Below are 22,211 nucleotides of genomic sequence, written 5' to 3' on the forward strand. Positions count from 1 at the left end.
CGGGTCATCCCTTGTTGAGATCGTTGACATAGCGGCGGTCCACGAACTTCGCGAAGTCGACGTGGCCGGGCAGCACGCCGTCCTCGCTGAACGCGTCGGCGAGCTCCTGTTCCGAGCCGATCACCTCGTCGTCGAGCGGCACCGGCGCGTCCGGGCCCGACGCCGTGGCCGCACGGGTGACCTCGACCGACAGTCCGGTCTCCTTCGCCCACGCCTGCGCCCACTCCTCCTGGTGGGTGACCGACCAGCGCTCCGCCTTCGCGTGGCGCAGCACGTAGTCGTGGATGGCCGAGTTGACGCCCGCGTCGGACAGCGAGGTGGTGCCCGCGACGAGGAACGTGTAGCCGTTGGCGGTGCCCTGACCGTCGTCGAGGACCCGCGCGTCGGACTCGAGCACGGCCTGCGAGGTGTAGGGGTCCCAGACCGCCCACGCGTCGATCTCGCGCTGGTTGAACGCGCCGAAGGCGTCGGCCGGTTGCAGGAACGTCAGCTTCACGTCCCGTGTGGACAGTCCGGCCCTGCGCAGCGTCAGCAGGATCTGGCCGTGCGCCGAGCTGCCCTTCGCGACCCCGACCGACTTGCCGCGCAGGTCCTTCACCGACCTCAGCGGCGAGCCGGGTGGCACGAGGATGGCGTCGCCCGCGACACTGCCCTGCGAGCTGGAGACCGCGGCGATCTTCGCGTTGGCCGCCGCGGCGAAGATCGGTGGCGTGTTGCCGACCCTGCCGATGTCCACGCCGCCCGCCGAGACGGCCTCGAGCAGCGGCGGACCGGAGGTGAAGGTCGCCCACTCGATCTTGTACGGCAGGTCGCCGAGCTGGCCCGCCGCGGTCAGCAATGCCTTCGAGCCGCCCTTCTGGTCACCCACCTTGAGGGTCACCCTGGCCAGCTCGGCCGCGCTCACCGGCTTCGGCACAGAGGACGTCGTCGGCTCGTTCGCTGTGCCGCAGGCGGCGAGCAGCAGCGCGAGGACGGGAATCGCCTTACGCAGAAGCATGTTCGGTCACTCCCAGGTCGGTGAGAACGCGGGCACGCACGTCGAGGTGGTCGTCGAGCCTGCGTGGTCGGGCATGGGTGAGCACGTGTTCGGTGACGATCGTGCCGCCGTCGAGGACCAGGACCCGGTCGGCGAGCAGCAGCGCCTCGTCGACGTCGTGGGTGACGAGCAGGACACCCGGCCGGTGGCGCGCCCAGAGATCGGCGACGAGCGAGTGCATGGCGAGCCGGGTCAGCGCGTCGAGTGCGCCGAACGGCTCGTCGAGCAGCAGCAGGTCCGGCTCGCGAACCAGTGCTCTGGCAAGGGAGAGCCGCTGCGCCTCGCCGCCGGAGAGCGTGCGGGGCCACGCGTCGGCGTGGTCGGCCAGGCGCACCTCGGCGAGCGCCCGTTCGGCCAGCTCGCGGTCGGTGCCGCGGCCACGCAGGCCGAGCACGACGTTGCGCCACACCCGCCGCCAGGGCAGCAGCCTCGGCTGCTGGAACGCGACGGACACCGTGCCGCGCACCGACACCCGTCCGTCCACTTCGGAGTCGAGACCCGCGAGCACCCGCAGCAGGGTGGACTTGCCGGAGCCACTTCGCCCGAGCAGGGCGACGAACTCGCCCGGCGCGATGCCGAGATCGAGGTTCGCGAGCACCACCCTGGCACCGAAGCGTTTGGTGAGGCCGTGGACCTCGACGGTCAGCCCGTCCGCCATCGCAGCGCCCTCCTCTCCAGCAGCCGCACGAGTGCGTCGGTGACGAGCCCGAGTACCGCGTAGACGACGAGCCCCACGACGATCACGTCCGTGCGCAGGAACTCACGCGCGTTGTTGATCAGGTAGCCGAGGCCCGCGTCGGCGTTGACGGTCTCGCCGACGATCAGCGCGAGCCACGCGATGCCGAGCGACTGCCGAAGCCCCACGAGGGTCTGCGGCACGGCCGAGGGCAGGACCACGTGGCGAAGCCGTTCCCAGCGCGTGAAGCCGAGTGCGGTCGTGGCCTCGACGAGCTGGTCGTCGACGTTGCGGATGCCCGAGTGCACGTTGAGGTACAGGGGAAACGCGACGCCGAGCGCGACCAGGACGATCTTCGGCTCCTCCCCGATGCCGAACCAGAGGATGAACAGCGGGATGAGCCCGAGGAAGGGCAGCGTGCGCAGCATCTGCACGGGTGGGTCGATCAGCACGTTGCCCCAGTCGGACAGCCCCGCGACCACCCCCAGCACGACCGCGACCGCGGCGCCGCACAGGAACCCGGTGCCGACCCGCGTGACCGACACGGCGAACGCCTCGCCCAGCTCGCCGGAGCGGGCGGTGTCGATGCCCGCCCGCAGGACGGTCCACGGCGAGCTGAGCTTGTCCGGTGGCAGCAACCCGGTCGCGGACGCGACCTGCCACAGGGCGACGAGCGCGAGCGGGCTGAGCCAGCGCCGCAGGTCGGGCAGCCTTGCGCGCCGTTTTGGCCGCACCGGCGGCGCGGGTGCGGCGACCCGGTCCAGCAGGTCCACAGTGGACATGGGGGTTCCTCTCGAGGCATGCCGAACTGGCGCGGCCACGAGTGGACGCGCAGGAGTGGGGCTTCGGTGAGGCGGCTGCTACTCGGTTACCGGGAACACGCCTGGGCGCAGACCCGCACGAAGTCGACGTGGCGTCGCTTGGTCAGGGCGGGAGTCACGTGTCTCATCGCAACATCCCGTCGACACCTGGTCAACGCTGTGAGAGAAGCTTCCACAAGATGGGATCAGCCGGCGCGCTGGGCCACCCATTCGTCGTACTCGGTGTCGTCCGGCGGCGTGGCGGCGATGACCCCGTCGAGGAGGGCACGCGCGGTGGCGAGCCCGTCGATCGCGGCCGTGATGCGCTCGCGTTCCCCGAGCAGGTGCGGCAACAGCTGCGGACAGCCCGGCGCGAGCCCGGCGCCGGTGTCGACCATGCAGGGCAGGACTTCCTTGATGAACGCGGTGTTGAGCCCCGCCGCGAGCAGCATCCGCACGTGCCGCACGACGTCCACATCGGACTCCGCGTAGACGCGGTAGCCGTTCGGGGTGCGGCCCGGCGTGAGCAGGCCCTGCTCCTCGTAGTACCGCAGCGACCGCTCGCTGACCCCGGCCCTGTCGGCAAGCTCCCCGATACGCACGACTTGACATTAACACCAGTGTGAGGCTTTAGCGTCCGGGTCATGAACGAACCCGTGACAGTGCTCGGCCTCGGCCCGATGGGCCACGCGATCGCGTCGGCCTACGTGGCGGCAGGCCATCCGACGACCACCTGGAACCGCACCGCGACCCGACCGACGCCGGCGGGCGCCACCCGGCTGCCCGACGCGACGGCGGCGGTGTCGGCGAGCGGGACCGTGGTCGTGTGCCTGCTGGACTACGACGCGGCGCGGTCGGTGCTGACACCGCTCGCCGGCACCCTGCGCGGCCGCGTGGTGGTGAACGTGACGAGCGGCTCCCCCGACGCGGCCCGCTCGATGGCCGCGTGGACGAGCGACCACGAGATCCCCTACGCCGACGGCGCGATCATGACCCCGGCGACGACGATCGGCACGACCGCCGCCACCATCCTCCACAGTGGACACCCGACGACCGCGCTGGCCCCGCTGGGCGGCACCCACACCTACCTCGGCGCGGACCCCGGCCGGGCGGCGGCGTTCGACGTGGCGCTGCTGGACATCTTCTGGACGTCGGTGACCGGCGTCGCCCACGCGTTCGCCATGGCCCGCAGCGAGAACATCACCGCGACCGAACTGGCGCCGCTGGCCAACGGCATCGCCGACCTGCTGCCGGTCGTCATCGACGACCACAGCGCCCGGCTGGCGAAGGGCGACCACGCGGGCACCTTCTCCAACCTCCACTCCGCGGCGGCGGGCATGGCCCACATCATCGAGACGGCCGAGGCGCGCGGCATCGACGCGGGCGTCATGCGGGCGGCCCACGCGTTGGTCCGCGCGGCCGTCGACGCGGGCCACGGCACCGACGGTGTCTCCCGCCTGACCGTCGAACTGGAGGCCGCCCGGCACGTTTCGTGACACGTCCGGGTGACCGCACGGCGAGTGCCGTTGCGTCATGGGCGGCACCCCCGCGAGTCTGGGATGGACTGTCGTGGAGGTGGACCTGGTGCCCCATGCACCGCTGTGGTCGCTGTCGGCCACCGAGCTGACGGCCGCGTTGCGTGGCGGGTCGGTGTCCGCGGTCTCGGTCATGGAGTCGGTGCTCGCCCGCGTCGAGGCCGCCGACCCCCGGCTGCACGCGTTCGTGGAGGTGGACGTCGAGGGTGCGATGGCGGCCGCGGCAGCCGCCGACGAGGCGTACCGGGAGGGCACGGCAGGCCCGCTGAGCGGGGTCCCGGTCTCCGTCAAGGACCTGAGCCGGGTGATCGGGATGCGGACCGGCTTCGGCCGGGCTCGCCGTCCGACGACCCCGGACACGCGCGACGACCTCACCGTGGCGCGGCTCAGGGCCGCGGGCGCGATCCTGTTCGGGAAGACACGCACACCGGAGCGTGGCTACAGCTACTCCTCGACGTCCAGCGACGGCGTCTCGACACGCACGCCCTGGCGGCTCGACCTCGGGGCAGGCGGGTCGAGCAGCGGCGCCGCGGCCGCCGTCGCGGCAGGCATGGGCCCGGTCGCGTTGGGCACGGACGGCGCTGGCTCCGTCCGCCTCCCTGCCGCGCTGTGCGGTGTCGTGGGGCTGAAGCCGTCGTTCGGCAGGATTCCGGTGTACCCGCTGCACGACCCGTACGCGGCCTCCTTCGTCCACATAGGACCGCTGACTCGCACGGTCGCCGACGCCGCCCTCTTCCTCGACGTGACCCAGGGCGCCGATCCCCGGGACCCGCTTTCCTGGTCGGACTCGGCGACCTTCACGCGGACGAGCGCCACCCCGTCGGGGCTTCGGCTGGCCTGGCTGGAGCAGCCCGCTGAGGCGATGCGGGTGGACACCGAGGTCGCCGGGATCACGTGGAACTCCGCGTGCAGGCTCAGCCGTGCCCTTGGCTGCACGCCTCCCGTGCGCCTGCCCGGCCTCGGCGACCAGAGCGAGGTGCAGCGGGTGCTGTGGGAGTGCGCGCAGGCCACGAGTTACTCGGAACCGCTCGCGGACTCCGTTCCCGAGCCGCTGCGACGCATGGTGCGTCGCGGGTACAGCCGCACGATGACCGAGCTCGGCGCCGCCGGGCGGGCGCGGACCGCCCTCTTCCACAGCGTCCGGACGTTGTTCCAGAACTACGACGTGGTGATGACACCGACCTGTCCCGTCGCCGGCTGGCCGCACGACCGGCCCGTCGGGCTGTCGCCCGCGGAGGACGACCCGATGCGTGCCGGGGTGGACGTCTACCCGTTCAACCTCACCGGCAACCCGGCGATCAGCCTGCCCGCCGGGTGGACCGCCGGTGGGCTCCCGGTCGGGCTGCAGCTGGTGACGGGGTGGCGTGCGGACCTGCTCCTGCTGGAGGTGGCGTTCGCGTTCGAGCGGGTCCAGCCGTGGGCGGACCACTGGCCGGTGCTCGACGAGACGCGCCAGAAGGCCCGCCGCGCCCGGAAGGTCGTCGGCTCACGACGGTCCTAGCCCGCGCTCGGTCGTGTGTTTGCCGGTGACGCACGCCCGGCGGTAGCGTGCCGGCTGGATGCGCTTACACGAAAGGGATCGCCGGTGGGAGCCCCCACGGTCTACGACGTCGCCGAGCGGGCGAACGTCTCCATCGCGACGGTGTCCCGGGTGTACCGCAACCCGGGCTCGGTACGCGAGCAGACCAGGGACCGCGTGCTCACGGTCGCGAGGGAGCTCGGCTACGTGCCGAGCGGCAACGCACGCGGCCTCGCCACCAACACCACCGGAGTGCTCGGGCTGTGCTTCCCGGACCACGCCGACCCGGAGCTCGACGAAATCGAGGAGCAGACCCTCTACGCCGACGAGATCACCAGGGGCATGGAGCGGGCGGCCCGGCGGCACGGGTACGCGCTCCTGATCGCCGCGTCGCTCGCCGACGGGCCGGAGAGCCTCGTCGCGTCGGTCGCGGGCCGGGTCGACGGCTTCGCCGTGCTGGCGAGGACGATCGCCACCGCGGACCTGGAGCTGATGGTGCGGCGGCTGCCGGTCGTGATGATCGCCGGGCCGCGCGAGGTCGACCACCTCGACCACATCGAGGTCGCGAACGCCGACGGCGAGCGGGAGCTGACCACCCACCTGATCGCCGACCACGGCCTGCGGCGGCTGGCCTTCGTCGGCGGCGCGGACGACTCTCCTGACGCGGACGCCCGCTTCCTCGGCTTCCAGGAGGCGCTCCGCGAGGCGGGCCTCCCCGTGCCCGAGGAACCGGCCGAGCGCGGCGACTTCACGCAGGCGGGCGGCCGGGCCGCCACGCACCGCCTCCTCGACCGCGGCCCGCTGCCGGAGGCACTCGTGTTCGCCAACGACCAGATGGCGGTCGGCGCGTACGAGGTGCTGGAACGCCGGGGGGTGCGTGTCCCGGCGGACGTCGCGGTGGTCGGCTTCGACGGCATCGTCCTCGGCCGGGTGGTCCGCCCGAGCCTCACGACCGTCACCCAGCCGATGCGCCGCCTCGGCGAGACCGCGGTGGACCTGTTGATCGAGCGTCTCACGGAGCCGACCCGCGCGCCGCGTTCGGTGTTGCTGCCGGTCACGCAGACCCGCCGCGCCAGCTGCGGCTGCCGCCCACCGGCCTGAACCCCGGTCCGTGTTCCTTGCGGGGGATCACCCGCCCGCCTAATGTATGCGCTTACAGGACGTACGCCGCCGAGGGGGGTCGCCGTGTCCGCGCGTCAGGACTGGGAACGACGGATCGGCCTGCCCAGCGACCGCCCGCTGACCGGGGCCACCGCGCTGCCACCGCCCGACGGCCTGACCGCGACACCGGGCACCGCGCACGTGCACCTCGACTGGCAGCCCGTCGACGGCGCGCTCGGCTACCTGGTCCACCGCGCGACCGAGGCGGACGGCCTGTTCGAGCCGCTCGACCACCTCGGCGGCGACGTGCTCGCGGTCCCCCACCCGCCCTACGCCGACACCCTCGTCGAGCCGGGCGCGACCTACCACTACAAGGTCGCCACCTGGACCGACGGCGGCGCGGGCGAGCTGTCGGCCCCGGTGCACGCGGGCCAGGACCCGGACGGCAGCCGCGCGGTCACCGTGACGGTGGGTGCCGACGCGGAACCCTCTGCCCTGCCGGACGTCTGGCGGCGGATGATCGGCGCCGAGCACCTCTCCCTGCTCGTCTGGGACGGGCCCGGCCCCGGCGGCTCCGACGTGGCCGCCGAGTACGCCGAGGCCCTCGCGATCATGCGGGACGAGATCGGCGTGCGGACCGTCCGCGCGCATGGCACGTTCCTGCCGGAAACGGTTTCCGTCCGGCCCGACGGCTCCTTCGACTTCGCGGGCCTCGACGAGGTGTACGACCGGTTCCTCGCCACCGGTCTGAAGCCGGTCGTCGAGCTGTCGTTCATCCCGGCCGAGCTGGCCGAGGACCCCGACTACACGGTCTTCGAGTACCACGCGCGGGTGTCGGTGCCCCGCGAGTGGGACCGGTGGGGCGACCTCGTGCGGGAGCTGACCGTTCACCTGAGGAACCGCTACGGCGCCGACGAGGTCGCGACGTGGGAGTTCGAGGTGTGGAACGAGGCCAACCTCGCGGTGTTCTGGAGCGGCACGCAGGAGGACTACCACCGGCTGTACGAGATCGCGGCCAGGGAGATCAAGGCGGTCGACCCGCGCATCCGGGTGGGCGGCCCCGCGTCGGCCGCGGCCGGGTGGGTCGGTGACCTGCTCGCACACTGCCGCGCGCACGACGTGCCGGTCGACTTCGTGTCCACGCACACCTACGGGAACGCGCCGCTGGACCTGCGCCCGCTGACCAGTTCCTTCGCCGCGCTCACCGGACGGCCAGAACCCGAGATCCTGTGGACCGAGTGGGGTGTCACGCCGACGCACTTCAACCCGGTCAGCGACGCGGTGTTCTCCGCGCCGTTCGTGTTGCGGGGCATGAAGAGCGCGCTCGCGTCGACGGACTGCCTCGCGTACTGGGTGTGCTCCGACCAGTTCGAGGAGCTCGGCTGGCCGCCCAGGTTGCTGCACGGCGGTTTCGGCCTGCTGACGGTGGGGAACCTGCGAAAACCGCGGTTCTGGGCCCTGTACCTGCTGTCCCGGCTCGCAGGCGGCCGGGTGCCCGCGACGTGTACGGGAGACGGCGGCGGCTCGCTCGTCGAGGCACTGGCCACCCGCATCGAGGACACCGTGGACGTGTTGGTGTGGAACGGAACCCTCGACCAGTCCAAGGTGGATGGCGCACCGGGGCTCGACCGTGACGTCACGGTCGAGGTCACCGGTCTGGCGCCCGGCACGTACACGGTGGCGTCCGCGCGAGTGGACGAGCACCACGCCAACATCGCGCGCTCGTGGGCGGCGCTCGGTGGCGGCGACTGGCCGGACGACGAGCAGTGGATCACGTTGCGGGCCACCGACACGCTGCCGATCGAGTACCTTGCTGAGGTGGTGGTCGGCGACGACGGGGTCGCGCGGACCGCCGTCGAGCTGCCCATGCCCGGGATCCGGTCGCTACGGCTGACCCGGAGCTGACCGACGCGAGGGAGTTGTCCATGGCCGTGCCATCCTGGCTCGCCGATGCCGTGCTCTACCAGATCTACCCGCAGAGCTTCGCGGACAGCAACGGCGACGGCATCGGCGACCTGAACGGCATCGAGTCCAAACTGGACTATCTCGCGTGGTTGGGCGTGAACACGGTGTGGCTCAACCCGTGCTTCGCCTCACCCATGCGCGACGCGGGCTACGACGTGAGCGACTACTACGCGATCGACCCGCGCTACGGCAGTCGCGACGACCTGGCCAAGCTCGTGGACTCCGCGTCCCGCAGGGGAATCCGCGTACTGCTCGACCTGGTGGCAGGCCACACGTCCGATCAGCACGAGTGGTTCGTCCGTTCGGCCGACGACGTGAACGACCACCGTTACATCTGGGCGGACCGCCAGGGACCGGGTTTCCAGCCGTCACCGGGTACCCGCCCCGGGTTCTACCTGCCGAACTTCTTCCCCGTGCAGCCCGCGCTGAACTTCGGCTACGGCAGGACGAACCCCGCGGAGCCGTGGCGTCAGCCCGTCGACGCGCCGGGTCCGCGGGAGAACCGCCAGGCGCTGCGGGACATCATGGACTACTGGCTGCGCACCGGGGTCGCGGGTTTCCGCGTGGACATGGCGTCGTCGCTGGTGAAGGACGACCCCGGCAAGAAGGAGACCGCCGCGCTGTGGCGGGAGCTGCGCGGGTGGCTCGACCACTCGCACCCGAACGCCGCCCTGTTCAGCGAGTGGGCGCAGCCGCAGGTCTCGGTGCCCGCGGGGTTCCACGCGGACTTCTTCCTGCACTTCGGCAGCAGCCAGGCCTTCCGCTCGCTGTTCCACAACGGCGCGGTGTACGACCACTCGTACCGTCCGAGACCGTGCTACTTCGACGGTTCCGGCGCGGGCACGGTGTCGGACTTCCTCGCGGAGTGGGCGACCGCGACCAGCGTCATCAGGGAGGACGGGCACATCATCCTGCCCACGGCCAACCACGACTTCCCGCGCCTGGTGGCCGGTTCCCGCACCGCAGAGCAGGCCCGTGCCGCGCTGGTGTTCATCCTGACGTGGCAGACCCTGCCCGCGATCTACTACGGCGACGAGATCGGCATGCAGTACCAGCCGGGGCTGCCGGACTTCGAGGGCAGCGTGCTGGGCCTGTCGTGGGCGGGTTACAACCGCGCGGGCTCCCGGACGCCCATGCAGTGGGACCGCAACGACCCCGAGGTGACCTACCTGCCGCCACACCCGTCGCCGACCCGGCCGAACGTCGCGGACCAGCGGGCGGACGCGTCGTCGACGCTCAACCTCGTGCGCGAGCTGATCGCGTTACGCAGGTCGAACCCGGAGCTGGGTTCGTCGGGAAGCGTTCAGGTGGTGAACCCCGGCTACCCGTTCGTCTACCGCCGGGGCGGGAAGTTCACCGTGGCGGTGAACCCCGCGTTCGAGCCCGCCGTGACGGACATTCCGATCACCGGCACCCAGATCCTGGGCGCGGGCGTGTCGGTGCACGACGGCGTCCTGCACATGACCGGCTCGAGCTACGCGATCTTCGCCGACTGACCGCGCCACCCAGTGCACTGAAGGACGCCTTCCTAACGCTGGGCGTTACGAAGGACGCCTTCAGTGCGTCGGCTGGGCGCGGTTCTAGTGGGACTCACGGGTCGGGGGCGTGGTCGTGGCGCCGCGCAGGAAGTCCAGGTCCGCGCCCTCGTCGGCCTGCAGGACGTGGTCGACGTACATGCGCTGCCAACCGCGTGCCGGGGTGGCGAAGGCGTCGGCCGCGGCCTGCGCGACCGGTCGGGCGTCGAGGTCCGGCACCTCCACCTCCAGGCGCCTGTTCGGCACGTCCAGGAGGATCGGGTCGCCGGTGCGCACCTTCGCCAGCGGGCCGCCCGCGGCCGCCTCCGGGGCCGCGTGCAGTACGACCGTGCCGTACGCGGTGCCGGACATCCGCGCGTCGCTGATGCGGACCATGTCACGCACGCCCCTGGCCAGTAGCTTCGCCGGCAGCGGGAAGTTGCCGACCTCCGGCATGCCCGGGTAGCCCTTCGGGCCGCAGCCACGCAGCACGAGCACGGAGTCCTCGTCGACGTCGACCGTGTCGACGGTCGCGTTGAAGTGCTCGATCGAGTCGAAGACGACCGCGCGGCCCCGGTGGGTCAGCAGGCCCGGCGTGGCCGCCGCCGGCTTGATGACCGCGCCGGACGGGGCCAGGTTGCCGTGCAGCACGGCGATGCCTGCCGACTCCTGCAGCGGTGTCGCGCGGGGGTGGATGACCGTCTCGTCGTGGATGCGGGCGTCGGACAGGTACGACGTCAGCGGCCTGCCCGTGACCGTGATCGGGTCGGGGGACAGCAGGTCCTCGACCTCGCGCAGCACCGCGAGCAGGCCGCCTGCCCGGTGGAGGTCGTCCATCAGGTGCTTCCCGGCGGGCTGGAGGTCGACGAGCAGCGGGACGCCGGAGCCGGTGCGGTCGAAGTCGTCGAGGGTCAGGTCCACGCCGAGACGCCCCGCGATGGCCAGCAGGTGGACGACGGCGTTGGTCGAGCCGCCGATCGCGGCGAGGGCGACGATCGCGTTCAGGAACGACGCCCGCCGCAGGACCGTGCTCGGACGGCGGTCCTCGGTCACCATCGACACCGAGAGGCGGCCCGACTGGTGTGCCAGCTCCAGCAGGCCGCTGTCCGGCGCGGGGGTGCCCGCGAGGCCCGGGATCGTCATGCCGAGCGCCTCGGTCACGCACGCCATCGTGGAGGCCGTGCCCATCGTGTTGCAGTGGCCCCTGCTGCGGATCATGGACGACTCCGAGCGCATGAAGTCCTCGCGCGAGAGCGTGCCGGCACGGACCTCCTCCGACAGGCGCCACACGTCCGTGCCGCAGCCGAGCGGGGTGCCCCTGAAGTGGCCGGTGAGCATCGGGCCGCCCGGCACGACGAGCGCGGGCAGGTCGACCGAGCAGGCGGCCATCAGCAGGGCCGGGATCGTCTTGTCGCAGCCGCCGAGCAGCACCACGCCGTCGATCGGGTTGGCGCGGAGCATCTCCTCGGTCGCCATGGCCGCGAGGTTGCGGAACAGCATGGCGGTCGGCCGCAGCAGCGTCTCGCCCAGCGACACGACCGGCAGGTGCAACGGAACGCCACCGGCCGCCCACACTCCGTCGGCGACCGAGCGGGAGACCTCGGTCAGGTGGGCGTTGCAGGGCGTGAGGTCCGAGGCGGTGTTGGCGATCGCGATGTGCGGGCGACCGTCAAATGCGTCGCGCGGCAGACCCCTGCGCATCCACGCGCGGTGGATGTAGGCGTTCCGGCCGTCTCCGGCGTACCACTGCTGGCTGCGGCGCTGCGACTCAGACATGATCGAACGGTACCGCCGGACGTCACCCTTTCGGGAGGTTCGCGTATCTGGCTGGACTTGCGACTCCTCTTGTTGGTAACAATCAGTTAGGCAGTTCGATGAAACCAACAGGGGTCCTTCGAACATCCAACGAATTGTCAGCAGTGAGTGATAGACATACTCCACACAGGCACACAACCAAACCGGGGAACATCATGTCCGCGCTAGCAGAAGGTCTGAACCACAGAGCCCTGTCCATGCTGAGAGCAGTCGTCGCGGGCCGCGCGCAGATGCGCTGCTCCAGCGAGCCGGACCTGTTCATAGACGGCGTGCCGTGCTGTGACCAGTACCTTGCTCACACACTCGCCCACGAGGGCTTCATCGAGCCGGCGCACCAGGGGGCCGTCGGCAAGCTGGTGCCCGCCGCACTCACCGACGCGGGTCTCGCCGCGCTGGCCCCGGCACCCGCCGCGGCCTGATCTGACTGGGCCGATTGCCTGATCATCTGGGAAAACGGCAATAACTCCCGCGGTAATCGGACGGACACGCATCGCAGACCTCTTTAGCGACGTTAATCAACCGACAATTGCCACCGAGAGTTACGGCAATTCTCGCCGCTGGGTAACCCGTCGCTCACTACCGGCAAACGCCGAGGACCGCGCCGAACCCCGGGAGCCGCCGACCGATCGGGTCGGCCACCGGACACCGCGCACACGGACCGGGCGGGCCCGCGCCACGACCGCGCGCCTGTTCGTCGAGGCGGCGGAGGAGGGGGCAGCAGACCTTCGCCGCCGACCTCGGCGCACCTCCACCGACCATCGCGACACGCCCGAAGGCGGCATCCACGAAAGTGTGAGCCGGCTGGACCCTTCTGGGGGAGGGGCCCAGCCGCCCGTGTCAGTCGAGCAGGTCCTGGACCGTGCCCGCACCCACCGGGCGGTTGCCCTCGCGGATGGTGAAGCCCTGCCGGCGGTCATGGCGATCGGCTTGCCCGGGTCGATCACCATCTCGACCGAGTCGCCGGGGTGGGCGAACTCCGTGTCGCGAAGGACCACCGTGCCGACCACGTCCGTCGTGCGGAAGTAGCACTGCGGCTGGTACCGGCTCGCGAAGCCCGTCGACCTGACGCCCTCCGCCGTCGAGAGCAGGTCGACCTCGACGAACCGGCTGTGCGGCGCCACCGAGCCCGGCGCGCACAGGACCTGCCAGACGATCGCCCCTCACGCGGTTTCAGCCCAGCGCGCTCGCCGGGCCGGGTGCGCCGGTGAAGCCACCGAGCACGGTGTCGGCGCCGACCGTGCGCCACCACTCGAACTGATCCTCGGTCTCGATGTCGCCGACGACCACCGGGGTGCCGGTGCCCCGGACGAGCGGCACCATGTCCCTGATCGCGCGGGTGAACAACGCGTCGTCGTTCGCCCGGTTCGCGATGCGGGTCACCACCCGCGTCGACATCTTCACGGCGTGGATCGGCAGGTCCTCGAGGCACGCGAGATCACCGCTCGTCGTGCCGAACTCGTAGAGCACGACCGACAAACCCAGGTCCACCAACACGTCCAGGTTGTCCTCGGCGAGGCCGTCGTTCATGCACAGCGCCTGCACCGGCATCCCGAGCCGCAGCTCACCGGGTGACATACCCGCGTCCGACAGCACCGCCTGCACAGTGGACACCAGGTCCGGGTCGCCTGCCAGCTCCTTGGTCAGCTCCACGTAGAGCACCGGCCGACCGGGCAAGGCCTTCACGTCCTCGCACGCGCGGCCGAGCATCCAGCGACCGATCGGCAGCGACAGACCGGTCTCCCGCAGGGCCTGCAGGCAGCGTTCGTGGTCCAGCGTCCCGTCGGGGTGGTCCCATCGCAACAGTGCCTGCACCGCGCGGACCTTGCGGTCCGACACGGACACCAGGGGCTGGTACTCCAGCCCGATCTCGCCGCTCTCCCACGCGCCCGGCATGGTGCTGGCGAGGTTGAAGCGCTCGCGGTCGACGGCGTTCTGCTGCTCGTCGACCATGTCCCACTGTCTTCGCCCGCCCGACTTCAACCGCCGCAGCGTGATGTCCGTGGCACGTAACAGCTCCGCGGGCGTCGAGTCCGGCTTCGGGTCGTGCAGCACGGCGATCGTGGCGGTCGCGGCGACGCCGTGGTCGCCGACGAACACCGGCTCGGCCAGCTCCTCGTTGATGCGCATGGCCATCGTCGCGCACGTCGGCGTGGTCGACCGGTGCTCGACCAGCACGCCGAACTCGTCGCCGTCGAACCGCGCGACGGTCGCCTTCTCGTCGGCGAACATGTCGAGCAGGCGTCCCGCGACCGTCTGCAGCAGACGGTCGCCGACGTGACGGCCGAGGCCGTCGTTCACCGCGTGGAAGCCGTCGAGGTCGATGTGCAGGACCGTGATCTCCTCGGCGGCGTTCTTGCCGGACAGCGCCTCCTCCAGCCTGCCCTCGAACCGCTGCCGGTTCGGCAGTCCGGTGAGCGCGTCGTGGACGGACTGGAACTGCAGCCTGCTCTCGAGGTAGTGCCGCTCCGAGACGTCCTCGACGCTCGTCGCGTAGAAGCGCGGCGTGCCGTCGCTGTCCCGCAGCACCGACGCGGACAGGTACACGAGCGCGTCGTCGCCGTCGCTCTTGCGGAGGCTGCGCCGCTCGCGGAACGGCAGCGACCCCTCCTCGTGCAGCACCTGGTACCGCAGGCTCAGGTAGTCCACGTCGTCCGGGCGGAAGAGCTCGTCGAGCCGGGTGGCGGCGAGCTTGCCGCCCTGGTGCTCCAGGATGTCCGCGAGCGCACGGTTGGCGCGGATGATCCCGAAGTCGAGGTCGGTGATCACCATGCCGACGCTGGAGATCGAGAAGACCTCCTCGAACTTCGCCTCACTGTCCCGCAGCGCCGTCTCGGCGTTCTCACGGGCCCGGATCAGGGCGCGGGTCAGCGTCTCCTGCTCCTCGGACTGACGCTGGCGCATCGACTCGGCGAAACCCTTGGCCAGCGCGCTGAACACCATGACCAGACGGCCGGGCAGCCCGACGAGGTCTGCGACCCCGGACAGCTTCGGCATCTGCGCACCCAGTACCTTGATCGACGAATCCACACAGTCGGGACTGCTCAAACCCAAGTCCACCAACTGATCCGCGACAGCCATGACCGCGGCGTCATCGAACGGCTCTCCGCGTACGGCGTCGACGATTCTGCCGAGTGCGTCGTTCAGGCCGCCCTCGACGTCCTCGCGTGGCCGCGCGATGTAGATGACCTGCTCGAGCGCCCCCGCCCACTCGCGCGCGAGTTCAGGTCGATCCACCGGAGCCTTCCGATGGCCAGGTCATTGGTTTGTCCTTCTCCGGTCAGCGGGTTGTGACATTACCAGTGAATGCGCAACCCCTCTGCACCCAAACGGGGACCAGTCACCGATGTTGTGAACACTTTACGTGTAACGATGTAGGCCATTCAGGTGAACTACCGTCGGTAACGACCAATCCGTTCGGGTACCCCGCGCACGGAACGCAACCGCGCTTCGGGACCACCGGAAGGCGGTCAGTACATTACTAACTACCAGCCGCACGCCCGCCGAACCACCACTGATTCCACCACGCCACGACAGGTTTCTGTGGAGAACTTGTTCTTACGTGCGGAGATCGGCTTCGACGATGTGCTCGGGCCGGACCGGCACCCGGGTCAGCGCGATGCCCGTCGCGGCGCGGATCGCGGCCACCACCGCGGGGGTCGAGGACAGGGTCGGTGGCTCGCCGACACCGCGCAACCCGTACGGCGCGTGAGGATCGGCGCGCTCCAGCACGTCGATGGTCATCGGCGGCATGTCGAGGACCGTGGGGATCAGGTAGTCGGTGAACGACGGGTTGCGCACAACCCCGTCGACGACCTGGATCTCCTCCATCACCGCGAGCCCGAGCCCCTGCGCCGAGCCGCCCTGGATCTGGCCGATCACCGCGTCCGGGTTCATCGCCCGGCCGACGTCCTGCGCGCACACCAGCTCCACCACACGTACGAGCCCCAGGTCGACGTCCACGTCGACCACCGCGCGGTGCGCGGCGAACGCGTACTGGACGTGCGCGACGCCCTGTCCGGTCACCGGGTCGATGGGTTGGGTCGGCCGGTGGTGCCACTCGACGGTCCGCTCGACCGGCTCGTCGCCGAGCACGTCGGCGAGGTCCGCGAGCACTTCGTTGGACGCCGACACGATCTTCCCGCCCACCATGGCCGACGCCGGGAGCCCCCGGCTCACCGCGCGTTCGAGCACAGCCGAACGGACCTCCGCGCAGGCCGCCCGGACCGCGCCACCCGTGACGTAACTCTGCCGGGACGCGGAGCTGGACCCCGCGCTGCCGACGAACGTGTTGGACGGCTGGATCTGCACCCGCTGCACACCCAGCTCGGTCCTCGCGATCTGCGCCTTCAGCGTGACGAGCCCCTGGCCGACCTCGGCAGCGGCCGTGTGGACGGACACGACCGGCTCGCCCGCGATCACCTCGAGGCGCACCCGTGCGGTCGAGTAGTCGTCGAACCCCTCGGAGAAGCCGACGTTCTTGATGCCGACGCCGTAGCCGACGCCACGCACGACACCCTCGCCGTGCGTGGTGTTGGCGACGCCGCCCGGCAGCTCACGCAGGTCCCTCGGCCCGTCGGGGACAGCGGGCATCGGCTTGGCACGCACGCGTTCGAGCAGCTCGGCGACGGGCGCCGGCGAGTCGATCACCTGTCCGGTCGGCATGGCCGAGCCGCGCTCGACGGCGTTGCGGACACGCAGGTCGACCGGGTCCATGCCCAGCGCGGCGGCGAGCTTGTCCATCTGTGACTCGTAGGCGAAGCACGCCTGCACCGCGCCGAAGCCGCGCATCGCACCGCAGGGCGGGTTGTTGGTGTAGACGCCGTACGCGTCGATGTGCACGTTCGGCACCCGGTACGGGCCGGCGCCGAGCGTCGCGGCGTTGCCGGTGACGGCCGCGGTGGTGGACGCGTACGCGCCGCCGTCGAGCACCAGCCTCGCCCTGACGTAGACGAGGTCGCCGTCGCGGGTGGCGCCGTGCTCGTACCGCATCTTCGCCGGGTGGCGGTGCACGTGCCCGAAGAACGACTCCTCCCGGCCGTACACGATCTTGACCGGCCTGCGTGTGCGCAGCGCGAGCAGACAGGCGTGTACCTGCATCGACAGGTCCTCGCGGGCGCCGAACGCCCCGCCGACGCCCGCCAGGTGCAGGCGCACCTTGTCGTGGTCGAGGCCCAGTGCCAGCGCGACCTGGCGCTGGTCGGCGTGCAGCCACTGCGTCGCGATGTAGAGGTCGACGCCGCCGTCCTCGGCAGGCACGGCGAGGCCGGACTCCGGGCCGAGGAACGCCTGGTCCTGCATGCCGACCGTGTACTCGCCGGTGACCACGACGGCCGCGGTGGGGTTCTCCTCGCCCGCGCGGATCGGCGCGTGGCGGACGGTGTTGCTGCCGTGGGCGGGGTGCAGGATCGGCGCTTCACCACGCAGGGCGGCCTCGGCGTCGGTGACCGGGGTCAGCACTTCGTAGTCGACCTCGATGCGGGCGGCGGCGCGGCGCGCGGTCTCCGGGTGGTCGGCGGCGACGATCGCGACCGGTTCACCCTGGTACCGCACGACGTCCACGGCGAGGACGGGCTGGTCGGGGTGCTCGAGGCCGTAGAGGTTCTCGCCGGGGACGTCCTCGTGGGTGAGCACCGCGTACACGCCGGGCAGCTTGAGCGCCTCGGTCAGGTCGACCTTCCTGATGCGTGCGTAGGGGTGCGGACTGCGGAGCGTGGCGCCCCACAGCATGTCGTCCGCCCACAGGTCCGAGGAGTAGGCGAACTCGCCCCGCGTCTTCTGCGCGCCGTCGGGGCGCAGCGGGCTCTCCCCGATGCCGCCGGTGACGTTCGCGACCTGTGGCTGGGTGGTGGTCATCGCTTCTCCGCGAGCTGCCTCGACGCGGTGCGCAGTGCGGCGGCGGCCTCGGTCTCGTCGACCGTCAGCATCCTGTCGTCCTCGACCACCGGGTTCCCGCCCACGAGCAGGAGCTTCAGCGGCGGGAGCGCGCCGAAGACCAGCGCGACGACGGGGTCCGCGATGCCCGCGTGCGCCAGGGTGTCCAGGCGCCACACGGCGAGGTCGGCCTGCTTGCCGACCTCGACCGACCCGATCTCGCCCTCCCTGCCGAGGCAGCGGGCGCCGCCCCGGGTGGCGAGCCACAGCCCGTCGCGGGCGCTGGCCGAGTGCGGCCCCTTCTTCTGTCGCGCGAAGTAGACCGCCTGGCGCAGCTCGACACCGAGCCCACCGTCCTCATTGGACGCTGCGCCGTCGACGCCGAGGCCGACGGGCGCGCCGGCGTGCACGAGGTCCTGCACCCGCGCGAAGCCCGAACCCAGGCGGCCGTTGGAGGTCGGGCAGTGCGCGACGCCGGTGCCGGTCTCGCCGAGCCGCTGCACGGCGTCGTCGGAGAGGTGGATGCCGTGGGCGAGCCACACGTCCTCGCCGAGCCAGCCGAGGCGGTCGGCCAGCTCGGCAGGCGTGCAGCCGTACTCGTCGAGGCACTGGCGTTCCTCGTCGAGGGTCTCGGCGAGGTGGGTGTGGAGCCGGACTCCCTTGTCCCGTGCCAGTTTCGCCGTCTCACGCATGAGGTCCTCGCTGACGGAGAACGGCGAGCACGGGGCGACCGCGATCCGCAGGAAGGACCCCGGCGAGGAGTCGTGGTAGCGGTCGACGGCCTCGGCGGTGCCCGCGAGCGCGTCGTCGAGGGTCTCGACGATGTCGTCGGGCGGCAGGCCGCCGTCGGACTCGCCCCGGTCCATCGAACCGCGGCCCGCGTGCAGGCGGACGCCGACGCGGCGGGCGGCGTCGACCGTCGCGCCGAACACGTCGCCGCCGTCGCGCGGGAAGACGTAGTGGTGGTCGGCCGCGGTGGTGCACCCCGTGCGGGCGAGCCGGGTGAGGCCCGCGACCGCGGCGGCGTGCGTGATCGGCTCGTCGATGCCCGACCACACCGGGTACAGCTCGACGAGCCACTCGAACAGCGTGGACTGCTGGCCGTAGCCGCGGGTCGCCCACTGGTAGAGGTGGTGGTGGGTGTTCACGAACCCCGGTGTGACAAGGCAGCCGGCGGCGTCGAGACGGCGGTCGGCCAGGCCGTCGGGTGCCTGCCCGTCGCCGACGGCCGTGATGACCCCGTCCGCCACGACGACGTGGCCGCTCGCGTACTCGGTGCCCGCCTCGGACTGCGCGTCGACGGTCGCGATGGCGGCGTTCTCGATGACGATCCTCATGCGCGCTCCCTGGCCGCCATCCGCACCGCGTCCAGTATCTTCTCGTAACCCGTGCAGCGGCACAGGTTCCCGGCGAGTGCCTCGCGGATCTCGGCGTCACCAGCGTCGGGGTTGCGGCGCACGAGGTCGTGCGCGGCGACGATGAGACCCGGTGTGCAGAACCCGCACTGGACGGCGCCGGTGCGGACGAACGCCTCCTGCACGGGATCCAGTTCGTCCCCTGTGGACAGTCCCTCGACGGTCGTGACCGAGCGGCCCTCGGCCTGGCCCGCCGCGACGAGGCACGCGCACACGGGCGTGCCGTCGAGGTAGACCGTGCACGAGCCGCATTCGCCCTGCTCGCAGGCGTTCTTGGCGCCCGGGAGGCCGAGCCGCTCACGCAGCACGTACAGCAGGCTCTCGCCAGGCCACACGTCGTCCGCCGTGCGCTGCTCGCCGTTGACCTCGACGTTGACCCGCATCAGCCCAGCACCTCCCGCCATGCCCAGCCGAGGGTACGGCGGGCCATCACGGACAGCGCGTGCCTGCGGTAGTCCGCACTGCCCCGTACGTCGTCGATGGGCCGCGCGGCCGCCGCGACCAGTTGGCCGAACTCGCGGGACACGGTGTCCGGCAACGGATCTCGCGACTCCCACGGCAGCTCGGTCGCGGCGAACTCCTCGGCTTCCGTGGCACGCAACGGGGTCGGACCCGCGGAGCCGATGCCGGTGCCGACGGTCCGCTCCTCGAGGTCGACGGCGACCGCGAAGGAGCACACGGCGATGACCATCGCGTTGCGGGTGCCGACCTTGGCGAACTGCTGCGGCCCCTTCTTCACCGGCACGGTCACGGCGGTGATCAGCTCGTCGGCCGCCAGCACGGAACGCTTGGGGCCACGGTAGAACTCGCGCACCGGGACGGTCCTGCTGCCACGCACGGACGAGACCTCGACCTCCGCGGTGGTGGCCAGCAGCGGCGGGTGCGCGTCACCGGCGGGTGAGGCGGAGCCGAGGTTGCCCGCGACCGTGCCGCGGTTGCGGATCTGCGGCGAGCCGACCGTGCGTGACGCCATCGCCAGGCCCGGCAGCACGTCGCCAAGCTCCGCGACGATCGTGGTGTACGGCACGGTCGCGCCGATGCGGACGTGGCCGTCGCGCACCTCCCAGCCACCCAGCTCGGCGACGCGGCCGAGATCGAGCAGCGCGGGCGGGCGGCGGGCGTCGAAGTTCAGCTCCACCATGACGTCCGTACCGCCCGCGATGGGCACGGCGTCCTGGTGCGCGGCCTTGAGCCCGATCGCCTCGTCCAGTGTGGACGGTTGGAGGAAGTCCATGCTCACCACCACGCGAGACCCGGGTCGGGTGCGCCGTCGCGGACGACCGTGCCCTCGATGAGCCCGTAGGGCCGGTCGGCGGCGAAGAACACCTCGCCGGGGTTGTCCAGCTCGAATGGCGACAGGTCGACGAGGAAGTGGTGCTTGTTCGGCAGCGACAGCCGCACCTCGGCCAGCTCGGCCCGGTGACGCAGCACCCGCTCCCCCATGGCGTACAGGGTCTGCTGCAGGGACAGGGAGTAGGTGTCGGCGAAGGCGTCGACGAGGTGCTTCGTCGCCTCGCGGTACGCCTCGCCCCAGTCGGCGTTGCGCGGGTGCGCGTGCCGCCACCTCGCGGCGACGGCCGTCGCGAGGATGCGGTCGTTGGTCTCTGGCAACGTCGTGTACGCGTCCTTGTGATATCCGTGGAACTCGGAACCGGTCGTGTTCATGACGACCAGATCGTCCACTCCGGACACGACGGTCGCGCTGGTGCCATCGTAGGTGACGGTCGCGGTGCGGGTGCCGGTACCGCGCACGAAAGAGTGATGGCCGCGCCGCTCCCAGGTGTACTGCTCGATGGCCACGCGTGCGCGGTGGATGGTGTCGACCGTGTCGACGAAGTGCCTGGCCAGCCGAAGCGCGAAGTCCTCGATCTCGCCGACGCCGTCGCGGGCGAACGCGTAGGCGGTGTTCTTCTGCGTATCGGTGGGTAAGACCCCGGAGTTGTCACCCGTCAAGTGGGTGGCGGCAAGATCGCCGGCTAACGCCGTGCTGATGTTGAGATCGGTGATCTCGTGACCCGCCTCCGCCCTGTCGACGCGTACGAGCCGGGTCTCGGCCTTGCCGTACTGGTTGTCGCCGAGCCTGATGTCCATGGTCAACTCCCCCGGTAGGTCGAGTAGCCGTACGGGCTGATGAGCAGCGGCACGTGGTGGTGACTGTCGTCCGCGACCCGGAAGGTGACGGTGACCTCGGGGTAGAACTGGCCGCCGACCTCGAAGACGAGCCGGTAGACCCCTGGCCCGGGGGTGTCCCAGCCGCTGATCCGGCCGTCGTCGTCGGTGCGGCCGTCGGAGATCAGGCGCCAGCCGTCGTCGTGCAGCTCCAACCGCACGCGGATGCCCGCCGCGGGCCGCCCCTCGCTCGTGTCCAGCACATGCGTGGACAGACTCACGGCGTCCCCTCACAGGCTCCGTGACACCGCTGTGTCGATGATTCGCTCGCGAGCTCGCTCATGCGAACGCCTTCCCGAGCCGCAGGTCCACGATCTTGCGCAGCTCCTCACGCACGACGTCGCGTTCGGCGGCGGGATCGTTGCCGAGCCTGGTGCGCAGGGCGGTCAGCATGTCCTCGCCGGACAGCCCCGTGGCACAGATCAGGAAGACGTGCCCGAACCGCTCCTCGTACACGATGTTCCCGGCGACGAGGTCTTCGCCGGGAGTGGCGCCTGCCTGCTCGTCCCGCGACCAGCCTGCCTCCTTCGAGTGACCGTCTGCCTTCTCGCCGATGCGCGGGTGCGCGGCGAGCGCCTGCTCGACGTCGGTCCAGTCGAGCGCCGCCAGCACCTGTGCCGAGACGCTCCGCAGCTGGGCGAGGTCGTGGTACGGACGCCTGGCGAGCAGCTCGTCGGCCCAGCGGCGGGACGCGCAGCAGGCGAGCAAGTCACGCTCCGCCGTGGCCGGTTCCTCGGCATTCAGTCGGTCGAGCGATAACTGGTCGGACATCCTGCGAACTGTACTGACCATCGA

At 71.2% G+C, this 22,211-nt stretch carries 20 protein-coding genes; 6 read left to right on the forward strand and 14 right to left on the reverse strand.

What is annotated here, in order from left to right:
* Positions 1-4: 4 nt before the first annotated feature.
* The 4 genes from CLV71_RS09855 to CLV71_RS09870 form a co-directional block, all read right to left on the reverse strand.
* Positions 5-997 carry an ABC transporter substrate-binding protein gene (locus CLV71_RS09855; RefSeq protein WP_133902328.1) on the reverse strand — a complete coding sequence of 331 codons (993 nt, stop codon included), beginning with the start codon at positions 995-997 and terminating at the stop codon, positions 5-7.
* A complete protein-coding gene (locus CLV71_RS09860) occupies positions 984-1,694 on the reverse strand; it encodes an ABC transporter ATP-binding protein (protein ID WP_133902329.1) in 711 nt (236 codons plus the stop codon). Before CLV71_RS09860 ends, CLV71_RS09855 begins: the two co-directional genes overlap by 14 nt.
* The gene (locus CLV71_RS09865) at positions 1,679-2,494 is read right to left on the reverse strand and encodes an ABC transporter permease (protein WP_133902330.1); all 816 of its coding nucleotides are present in this window, start codon (positions 2,492-2,494) and stop codon (positions 1,679-1,681) included. The genes CLV71_RS09860 and CLV71_RS09865 overlap by 16 nt, the downstream gene beginning before the upstream one ends.
* A 224-nt stretch (positions 2,495-2,718) precedes the next feature.
* Entirely contained in the window at positions 2,719-3,114 is a 396-nt protein-coding gene (locus tag CLV71_RS09870; protein ID WP_133902331.1) for a MerR family transcriptional regulator, read from the reverse strand.
* A 42-nt stretch (positions 3,115-3,156) separates the two neighbouring features.
* On the opposite strand from CLV71_RS09870, the gene CLV71_RS09875 reads away from it, so the two are divergent.
* From CLV71_RS09875 to CLV71_RS09895, 5 genes are all read left to right on the forward strand, one after another.
* On the forward strand, positions 3,157-4,008 hold the full coding sequence (locus tag CLV71_RS09875; protein WP_133902332.1) for an NAD(P)-dependent oxidoreductase: 852 nt from the start codon (positions 3,157-3,159) through the stop codon (positions 4,006-4,008).
* An 88-nt stretch (positions 4,009-4,096) separates the two neighbouring features.
* Positions 4,097-5,548 (forward strand): amidase, encoded by a 1,452-nt coding sequence (locus CLV71_RS09880; protein ID WP_166664021.1) that lies wholly within the window; start codon positions 4,097-4,099, stop codon positions 5,546-5,548.
* Between the two features lie 84 nt (positions 5,549-5,632).
* Entirely contained in the window at positions 5,633-6,667 is a 1,035-nt protein-coding gene (locus CLV71_RS09885; protein WP_133902334.1) for a LacI family DNA-binding transcriptional regulator, read from the forward strand.
* 84 nt (positions 6,668-6,751) lie between these two features.
* Positions 6,752-8,572 (forward strand): GH39 family glycosyl hydrolase, encoded by a 1,821-nt coding sequence (locus CLV71_RS09890; protein WP_208297490.1) that lies wholly within the window; start codon positions 6,752-6,754, stop codon positions 8,570-8,572.
* Positions 8,573-8,592: 20 nt separating this feature from the next.
* Positions 8,593-10,128 carry an alpha-amylase family glycosyl hydrolase gene (locus CLV71_RS09895; RefSeq protein ID WP_133902336.1) on the forward strand — a complete coding sequence of 512 codons (1,536 nt, stop codon included), beginning with the start codon at positions 8,593-8,595 and terminating at the stop codon, positions 10,126-10,128.
* An 84-nt stretch (positions 10,129-10,212) separates the two neighbouring features.
* On the opposite strand, the gene CLV71_RS09900 is transcribed toward CLV71_RS09895, so the two are convergent.
* A complete protein-coding gene (locus CLV71_RS09900) occupies positions 10,213-11,922 on the reverse strand; it encodes a dihydroxy-acid dehydratase (protein WP_133902337.1) in 1,710 nt (569 codons plus the stop codon).
* Positions 11,923-12,116: 194 nt separating this feature from the next.
* Between CLV71_RS09900 and CLV71_RS09905 the strand changes: the two genes are divergently transcribed.
* Positions 12,117-12,380 (forward strand): hypothetical protein, encoded by a 264-nt coding sequence (locus tag CLV71_RS09905; protein ID WP_166664022.1) that lies wholly within the window; start codon positions 12,117-12,119, stop codon positions 12,378-12,380.
* Positions 12,381-12,500: 120 nt separating this feature from the next.
* On the opposite strand, the gene CLV71_RS50620 is transcribed toward CLV71_RS09905, so the two are convergent.
* The 9 genes from CLV71_RS50620 to uraD form a co-directional block, all read right to left on the reverse strand.
* Entirely contained in the window at positions 12,501-13,082 is a 582-nt protein-coding gene (locus CLV71_RS50620) for an EF-Tu C-terminal domain-related protein (protein ID WP_166664023.1), read from the reverse strand.
* Between the two features lie 49 nt (positions 13,083-13,131).
* Entirely contained in the window at positions 13,132-15,195 is a 2,064-nt protein-coding gene (locus tag CLV71_RS09915; RefSeq protein WP_133902338.1) for a putative bifunctional diguanylate cyclase/phosphodiesterase, read from the reverse strand.
* A gap of 321 nt (positions 15,196-15,516) precedes the next feature.
* On the reverse strand, positions 15,517-17,814 hold the full coding sequence (gene pucD / locus CLV71_RS09920; protein WP_133902339.1) for a xanthine dehydrogenase subunit D: 2,298 nt from the start codon (positions 17,812-17,814) through the stop codon (positions 15,517-15,519).
* Positions 17,811-19,169, reverse strand: a complete 1,359-nt coding sequence (locus CLV71_RS09925) for an 8-oxoguanine deaminase (protein ID WP_133902340.1) — start codon at positions 19,167-19,169, stop codon at positions 17,811-17,813. Before CLV71_RS09925 ends, pucD begins: the two co-directional genes overlap by 4 nt.
* A complete protein-coding gene (locus CLV71_RS09930; RefSeq protein WP_133902566.1) occupies positions 19,166-19,630 on the reverse strand; it encodes a (2Fe-2S)-binding protein in 465 nt (154 codons plus the stop codon). Before CLV71_RS09930 ends, CLV71_RS09925 begins: the two co-directional genes overlap by 4 nt.
* Positions 19,630-20,481, reverse strand: a complete 852-nt coding sequence (locus tag CLV71_RS09935) for an FAD binding domain-containing protein (protein ID WP_133902341.1) — start codon at positions 20,479-20,481, stop codon at positions 19,630-19,632. The genes CLV71_RS09930 and CLV71_RS09935 overlap by 1 nt, the downstream gene beginning before the upstream one ends.
* 2 nt (positions 20,482-20,483) lie before the next feature.
* Positions 20,484-21,338 (reverse strand): factor-independent urate hydroxylase, encoded by an 855-nt coding sequence (gene pucL, locus CLV71_RS09940; protein WP_133902342.1) that lies wholly within the window; start codon positions 21,336-21,338, stop codon positions 20,484-20,486.
* Between the two features lie 2 nt (positions 21,339-21,340).
* Positions 21,341-21,637, reverse strand: coding sequence for a hydroxyisourate hydrolase (gene uraH / locus CLV71_RS09945; RefSeq protein ID WP_133902343.1), 297 nt, complete (start codon positions 21,635-21,637; stop codon positions 21,341-21,343).
* Between the two features lie 58 nt (positions 21,638-21,695).
* Entirely contained in the window at positions 21,696-22,187 is a 492-nt protein-coding gene (gene uraD / locus CLV71_RS09950; RefSeq protein WP_133902344.1) for a 2-oxo-4-hydroxy-4-carboxy-5-ureidoimidazoline decarboxylase, read from the reverse strand.
* Between the last annotated feature and the right edge of the window lie 24 nt (positions 22,188-22,211).

It is taken from the genome of Actinophytocola oryzae, from assembly GCF_004364325.1.
GTDB lineage: Bacteria > Actinomycetota > Actinomycetes > Mycobacteriales > Pseudonocardiaceae > Actinophytocola > Actinophytocola oryzae.

Coding starts and splice junctions, on each gene's coding strand:
- CLV71_RS09855 (WP_133902328.1), bottom strand. CDS start 997: ATGCTTCTGCGTAAGGCGATTCCCGTCCTCGCGCTGCTGCTCGCCGCC.
- CLV71_RS09860 (WP_133902329.1), bottom strand. CDS start 1,694: ATGGCGGACGGGCTGACCGTCGAGGTCCACGGCCTCACCAAACGCTTC.
- CLV71_RS09865 (WP_133902330.1), bottom strand. CDS start 2,494: ATGTCCACTGTGGACCTGCTGGACCGGGTCGCCGCACCCGCGCCGCCG.
- CLV71_RS09875 (WP_133902332.1), top strand. CDS start 3,157: ATGAACGAACCCGTGACAGTGCTCGGCCTCGGCCCGATGGGCCACGCG.
- CLV71_RS09895 (WP_133902336.1), top strand. CDS start 8,593: ATGGCCGTGCCATCCTGGCTCGCCGATGCCGTGCTCTACCAGATCTAC.
- CLV71_RS09900 (WP_133902337.1), bottom strand. CDS start 11,922: ATGTCTGAGTCGCAGCGCCGCAGCCAGCAGTGGTACGCCGGAGACGGC.
- CLV71_RS09905 (WP_166664022.1), top strand. CDS start 12,117: ATGTCCGCGCTAGCAGAAGGTCTGAACCACAGAGCCCTGTCCATGCTG.
- pucD (WP_133902339.1), bottom strand. CDS start 17,814: ATGACCACCACCCAGCCACAGGTCGCGAACGTCACCGGCGGCATCGGG.
- CLV71_RS09925 (WP_133902340.1), bottom strand. CDS start 19,169: ATGAGGATCGTCATCGAGAACGCCGCCATCGCGACCGTCGACGCGCAG.
- CLV71_RS09930 (WP_133902566.1), bottom strand. CDS start 19,630: ATGCGGGTCAACGTCGAGGTCAACGGCGAGCAGCGCACGGCGGACGAC.
- CLV71_RS09935 (WP_133902341.1), bottom strand. CDS start 20,481: ATGGACTTCCTCCAACCGTCCACACTGGACGAGGCGATCGGGCTCAAG.
- pucL (WP_133902342.1), bottom strand. CDS start 21,338: ATGGACATCAGGCTCGGCGACAACCAGTACGGCAAGGCCGAGACCCGG.
- uraD (WP_133902344.1), bottom strand. CDS start 22,187: ATGTCCGACCAGTTATCGCTCGACCGACTGAATGCCGAGGAACCGGCC.